This is a genomic window from Streptomyces spiramenti, from assembly GCF_012034385.1.
GTDB classification, from domain to species: domain Bacteria; phylum Actinomycetota; class Actinomycetes; order Streptomycetales; family Streptomycetaceae; genus Streptomyces; species Streptomyces spiramenti.
Genome location: NZ_JAAVJB010000272.1, coordinates 1 through 5,807, shown reverse-complemented (window position 1 = coordinate 5,807; position 5,807 = coordinate 1). Strand labels below are relative to the sequence as shown.

The following is a 5,807-nucleotide window of genomic DNA, read 5'->3' as shown; positions in this document are numbered from 1 at the left end:
GGCGCTGTCCGCAGGAGTCCGTGGGCGCCGTCGCGCCGTCCGCGGTGCCCCGTCCGCCGGGCGCACGGCGACCGAACGTGACCGTCCGCACGGCGGGCGCAGCGGACCGGTCGCCCGCGCGAGTCGTCCCGCCGCACGCTCCGGCGCACGACAAGAGATTGGGCCGGATGGCCGAACGCCCCCGGGACGGCGGAGCGCGAACGGCTCAACCCGCGCTCCTCGGGAACTCTCACGCTCCGTCACATCCAAGGCCGGACGGCATGGCGCCCGCCGGACCGGCCCACCGCGGTGCCCCCGGCGGCACGCCCGTCGCCGCCGCCCGGGGGAGGGCGCTGCCCTGCGGCGAACGGCCCTGTCGCCGACCGCCGCCCGGCTCAGCGCTCCACCGCCGCCCGGTCCTGCGTCCCCGCGCCCGGACCCGCGCGGCCCCGGACCGTCAGCTCCCCTGGCTCGGTGGCACGCTCCCCGGCTCCTCGGCACCCGCGAGGCCGGGCGCCTCCGGCACCGGACCGCCGCACTCGGCCAGCGCGTCCAGCAGCGCCGCCACCGCCGGTACCCCGGCGAGCCCGGGGAGGGTGAGCGCGACGATCTCCCGGCGGGTCGGCGGGCTGACCGGCACGATGCGCACGCCGCGGGGCCGGACCGGCTCCAGCGCCAGCTCCGGCAGCACCGCCACGCCCAGCCCCGCACCGACCAGGGCGACGACCGCCGGGTAGTCGTCGGTGGCCAGGTCGACGCGCGGGGTGAACCCCTCCCCCGCGCAGACCCGCTCCAGCTGCTCCCGGCAGCGCGGACAGCCCGCGATCCACGGCTCGTCGGCGAGGTCGCGCAGCGGCACCCGCGCCGCCTCGGCGTAGCGGTGGCCCGCCGGGAGGACACCGACCAGCAGGTCCGAGCGCAGCCGCCGGACCTCCAGCCCTTCCCAGGGCTCCTCGCCCCGCGCGTCCGGGTAGCGGAACGCCAGCGCGACATCGCAGGCGCCCGCCCGGACCAGCTCCTCGGACCGGGGCGGTTCGGCCTCGGAGAGGGAGACCCGGAGCGCCGGGTGCCGGGCGCGCAGCGCGGCCAGTGCCGCGGGGACCAGGGTGGAGCTGCCGCTGGGGAACGACACCAGCCGGACCTGCCCGGCCCGCAGGCCGGCGATCGCGGAGACCTCGGCCTCGGCGGCGCCGAGCGCGGCCAGCACGCCGTCGGCGTGGCGCGCCAGCACCTCCCCCGCCTCGGTGAGCCGCAGCGTCCGGCCGTCGCGGGTGAGCAGGGGGGTGTGGGCGGCGCCTTCGAGGGCCCGGATCTGCTGGCTGACGGCGGGCTGGGTGATGCCCAGCTCGCGCGCGGCGGCCGAGAAGGAACCGGTGGTCGCGACGGCCCGGAAGACCCTCAGGTGGCGGGCTTCGAACATGAACACAGGATAGGAGCGCGCGGTGGGCGCCGTCGCCCGCGCCGACCGGCGGGGACGCCCGCCGGTCGCGCTCCGGGGGCGTGCGCCCCACCGGGGCAACGGGCGGGGCGCGGGCCCGGGGAAGCTACGGTCGTGGCATGACAACTGCATTGATCACGGGAGCCACGGCCGGGATCGGGGCCGCGTTCGCGCGGCGGTTGGCCCTGGACGGGCACAACCTGGTACTGGTCGCGCGGGACACCGAGCGGCTGGAGCGGCAGGCGGCCGAACTGCACGACCGGCACGGTGTCGAGGTGGCGGTGCTCACCGCGGACCTGGCGGAGGAGGACGGGCTGGTCGCCGTCGAGGAGCGGCTGGGCGACACCCGGCATCCGGTCGACCTGCTGGTCAACAACGCCGGGTTCGCCCTGAAGGGCGGCTACCTGGAGGTGCCGGTCGCCGACGAACTGCGGATGCTGCGGGTGCACTGCGAGGCGGTGCTGCGGCTGACCTCGGCGGCGGCGGCGCCGATGCGCCGCCGGCGGCGCGGCGGGGTGGTCAACGTGGCCTCGGTCGCCGCCTTCGTGCCGCGCGGCACGTACGGGGCGACCAAGGCGTGGGTCGTGCAGTTCACCCAGGGCGCCGCGCACGATCTGGCGGGAAGCGGGGTCCGGCTGATGGCGCTCTGCCCGGGGTTCGTCCGCACCGAGTTCCACGAGCGGGCCGGGATCGGCACCTCCTCGATCCCCAACTGGATGTGGCTGGACGCCGACCGGGTGGTGGACGCGGGGCTGCGCGACCTGGCGCGGGGGCGTTCGCTGTCCGTGCCCGACCCGCGCTACAAGGTGCTGCTGGGCGCCTCGAAGCTGGTCCCCCGGTCGGCGCTCGGAGGCGTGTCCTCGCGGGCGGGGCGCAAGTACGGTCCGCGGCGTGGCGGTACGGATTCCGAGCAGTTGCCCTGATGCCGGGCGGCGGCGGCCGGGACGCGGCGGCGGGGACGTTCCGGCACCGAAACCACCGGCGGGCCGTCCGGGGCCGTGACGCGCCGGTGCCCCCGGACCGGGAGGGTCCGGGGGCACCGTGGTGCGCGCGGCGGCCCGCCGCGAGGCGGGCCACTCGGCGGCGGTGGGTCAGTGGGCGTGACCGTGACCGCCGGCCTCCGGCTCCTCTTCCTTCTTCTCCACCACGAGGGTCTCGGTGGTGAGCAGCAGGGAGGCGATGGAGGCGGCGTTCTCCAGGGCGGAGCGGGTGACCTTCACCGGGTCGATGACGCCGGCCTTGACCAGGTCGCCGTACTCGCCGGTGGAGGCGTTGAAGCCCTGGCCCTTGTCGAGCTCGGCGACCTTGGAGGTGATGACGTAACCCTCCAGGCCGGCGTTCTCGGCGATCCAGCGCAGCGGCTCGACGGCGGCGCGGCGGACCACGGCGGCACCGGTGGCCTCGTCGCCGGCGAGGTCCAGGGAGCCCTCCAGCACCTTGGCGGCGTGCACCAGGGCGGAGCCACCGCCGGAGACGATGCCCTCCTCCACCGCGGCGCGGGTGGCGGAGATGGCGTCCTCGAGGCGGTGCTTCTTCTCCTTGAGCTCCACCTCGGTGGCGGCACCGACGCGGATCACGCAGACGCCGCCGGCGAGCTTGGCGAGGCGCTCCTGGAGCTTCTCGCGGTCCCAGTCCGAGTCGGTGGACTCGATCTCGGCCTTGATCTGCGCGACGCGACCGGCGACGTCCGCCGAGCTGCCGGCACCGTCGACGAGGGTGGTGTCGTCCTTGGTGACCGTGACGCGGCGGGCGGTGCCGAGGGTGTCGAGACCGGCCTGGTCGAGCTTGAGGCCGACCTCCTCGGAGATCACGGTGGCACCGGTGAGGGTGGCCATGTCGGCCAGCATCGACTTGCGGCGGTCACCGAAGCCGGGGGCCTTCACGGCGACCGCGTTGAAGGTGCCGCGGATCTTGTTCACGACGAGGGTGGAGAGCGCCTCGCCCTCGACGTCCTCGGCGATGATCAGCAGGGGCTTGGAGCCGCCGGCCTGCATGACCTTCTCCAGCAGCGGCAGGAGGTCCTGGATGGAGGAGATCTTGCCCTGGTGGATCAGGATGTACGGGTCGTCGAGGACGGCCTCCATGCGCTCCTGGTCGGAGACCATGTAGGGCGAGAGGTAGCCCTTGTCGAAGGCCATGCCCTCGGTGAAGTCCAGCTCCAGACCGAAGGTCTGGGACTCCTCGACGGTGATGACACCGTCCTTGCCGACCTTGTCCATGGCCTCGGCGATGAGCTCGCCGACCTGGGGGTCCTGGGCGGACAGCGCGGCGACAGCGGCGATGTCCTCCTTGGAGTCGATCGGCCGGGCGGCGGCCAGGAGCTCCTCGGTGACGGCCTTGACGGCGGCGTCGATGCCCTTCTTCAGGGCGGCCGGAGAGGCACCCGCAGCCACGTTGCGCAGGCCCTCGCGGACGAGCGCCTGGGCCAGCACGGTCGCGGTGGTGGTGCCGTCACCGGCGATGTCGTTGGTCTTGGTCGCTACTTCCTTGACCAGCTGCGCGCCGAGGTTCTCGAACGCGTCCTCGACCTCGACCTCACGGGCGATGGTGACGCCGTCGTTGGTGATCGTCGGCGCACCGAACTTCTTGTCGATGACGACGTTGCGGCCCCGGGGGCCGATGGTCACCTTCACCGCGTCCGCGAGCTGGTTGACGCCGCGCTCCAGTGCGCGACGGGCGTCCTCGTCGAACTTCAGGATCTTCGCCATGGCTTGCGTGTCCCTATTCCTTGAAACGTCTCTTCGTACGCGAACGGCGCCGCGCCCCTACTCCCGGCATTCCTGCGGGGAGCCGGGGCGCGGGCCTCACAGCGTGGAGAATTACTTCTCGATGATGGCGAGCACGTCGCGCGCCGAGAGGACGAGGTACTCCTCGCCGTTGTACTTCACCTCGGTGCCGCCGTACTTGCTGTACAGCACGATGTCGCCGACCTTCACGTCGAGCGGCAGGCGGTTGCCGTCCTCGAAGCGACCCGGACCGACGGCAAGGACGGTGCCCTCCTGGGGCTTCTCCTTGGCGGTGTCCGGAATGACCAGGCCGGAGGCCGTGGTCTGCTCGGCGTCGAGCGGCTGGACCACGATGCGGTCCTCGAGCGGCTTGATGGCAACCTTGGAGCTGGCGGTCGTCACGTCCGACCTCCCCCTTCGGAGATCTCACGGATTTGCTGTCTGTAGGTGACGCGACCTGCGGATCCGTCGTCGCGGGTGCCGGATCTGCGCGTCGCGTGCTCTGGCACTCCCCCAGGGAGAGTGCCAACAGCGAGACTATGCCCCGGTTAGCACTCAGTCAACCAGAGTGCCAATACGCGTCGGCCCGGTCGCCGCGACGACGACCGGGCCGTACCCGTCGGACCCTTCTCCACCTGCGGCGACACCGCGGCGGACACCTCACGCTCGGTCAGACGTAGTCCTCCAGACGCCCGATGGCGTACCCCTGTTCGGTGGCGGTCCGCACGACGAGCCGCACCATGTCCGTCATGCTGCCGCCCCACTGCCCCTTGCCGCGGAAGTGGGTGAGGATGATGTCCCCCGGGTGGAGCTTCCCGTCGCCCCGACCCCACTCCATCCGGTCGGCGAAGGCCTCCGCGGTCCACAGCGGCACGACCTCCACGCCGCACTCGGCGGCGGCCTTCAACGTGTCCCGGTTGTAGGCGCCGTAGGGCGGCCGGAACATCGTCGGCCGCTCCCCGATCTCCTTCTCCAGCGTGTCCTGCTGGTCGCAGATCTCCTTGCGCTGCTCCGCGAGGGACAGGCGCGGCATCTCCTTGTGGGTGACCGAGTGGTTCTGGATGCGGGCACCCTCCTCCCGCATGGTCCGGAAGTACCCGTAGTCGTCCCGGGAGACGTAGTCGGTGAGGAAGCTGCTGTAGGGGATGTCGAGTTCACGCATCATCCGCAGCAACTCGGGGTCCTTCTCCGCGCCGTCGTCGATGGTGAGGAAGACGACCTTGTCCTCGGTCGGCACCTGCGTGATGACGGGGGGCAGGCCCTTGCCCGTGATGTGCCCGCGCTCGGTGGCCAGCTCCGGCTTCTTCCGGGGCGGCGCGGGAGCGCGCAGCGGGGCCTTGGACAGCTTCCAACTGCCGACGGCGCGCGTCCGCACCTGCTCGGCACGGTCCAGGCGGTCCGCGTAGGCGGAGACCAGCCCGGAGACGGTCCGGGCCTGCGGCGCGCCGAGCGCCAGCGCCCCGCTGGGCGAGAACGGCCAGCCGATCAGCGGCGGCGACTGGGGGGCGGGGGCGGCCTCCGCCGCAGGCCCGTCACCGTCCCCGCGGTCGTCCGCGGCATCGGTGAGTGAGCCCGGCACCAGTGACGGGGGCAGGGCGGCCGGCGCGGTGCCGGGCAGGCCGGGGAGCGGCCCACCGCCGACCACCGGCAGCGGGCCGGCGCCG

5 protein-coding genes are annotated in these 5,807 nt (G+C 73.5%); 1 reads left to right on the top strand and 4 read right to left on the bottom strand.

Annotated elements, in window-relative coordinates:
* Positions 1-436 precede the first annotated feature (436 nt).
* Entirely contained in the window at positions 437-1,399 is a 963-nt protein-coding gene (locus HCJ92_RS21345) for a LysR family transcriptional regulator (RefSeq protein WP_167935244.1), read from the bottom strand.
* A gap of 137 nt (positions 1,400-1,536) precedes the next feature.
* Here HCJ92_RS21345 and HCJ92_RS21340 point away from each other — a divergent pair, with 137 nt between their 5' ends.
* Positions 1,537-2,340 (top strand): SDR family NAD(P)-dependent oxidoreductase, encoded by an 804-nt coding sequence (locus tag HCJ92_RS21340; protein ID WP_167935243.1) that lies wholly within the window; start codon positions 1,537-1,539, stop codon positions 2,338-2,340.
* A 168-nt stretch (positions 2,341-2,508) separates the two neighbouring features.
* Here the strand turns inward: HCJ92_RS21340 and groL are convergent, their stop codons facing one another.
* The 3 genes from groL to HCJ92_RS21325 all read right to left on the bottom strand — a co-directional run bounded on the left by groL (position 2,509) and on the right by HCJ92_RS21325 (position 5,761).
* Positions 2,509-4,125 (bottom strand): chaperonin GroEL, encoded by a 1,617-nt coding sequence (groL, locus tag HCJ92_RS21335; RefSeq protein WP_167935242.1) that lies wholly within the window; start codon positions 4,123-4,125, stop codon positions 2,509-2,511.
* Between the two features lie 111 nt (positions 4,126-4,236).
* Positions 4,237-4,545: a co-chaperone GroES gene (gene groES / locus HCJ92_RS21330; protein ID WP_167935241.1), complete on the bottom strand. Its 309-nt coding sequence runs from the start codon at positions 4,543-4,545 to the stop codon at positions 4,237-4,239.
* A gap of 268 nt (positions 4,546-4,813) precedes the next feature.
* Positions 4,814-5,761, bottom strand: a complete 948-nt coding sequence (locus HCJ92_RS21325) for a polysaccharide deacetylase family protein (RefSeq protein ID WP_420824754.1) — start codon at positions 5,759-5,761, stop codon at positions 4,814-4,816.
* Between the last annotated feature and the right edge of the window lie 46 nt (positions 5,762-5,807).

Coding starts and splice junctions, on each gene's coding strand:
- HCJ92_RS21345 (WP_167935244.1), bottom strand. CDS start 1,399: ATGTTCGAAGCCCGCCACCTGAGGGTCTTCCGGGCCGTCGCGACCACC.
- HCJ92_RS21340 (WP_167935243.1), top strand. CDS start 1,537: ATGACAACTGCATTGATCACGGGAGCCACGGCCGGGATCGGGGCCGCG.
- groL (WP_167935242.1), bottom strand. CDS start 4,125: ATGGCGAAGATCCTGAAGTTCGACGAGGACGCCCGTCGCGCACTGGAG.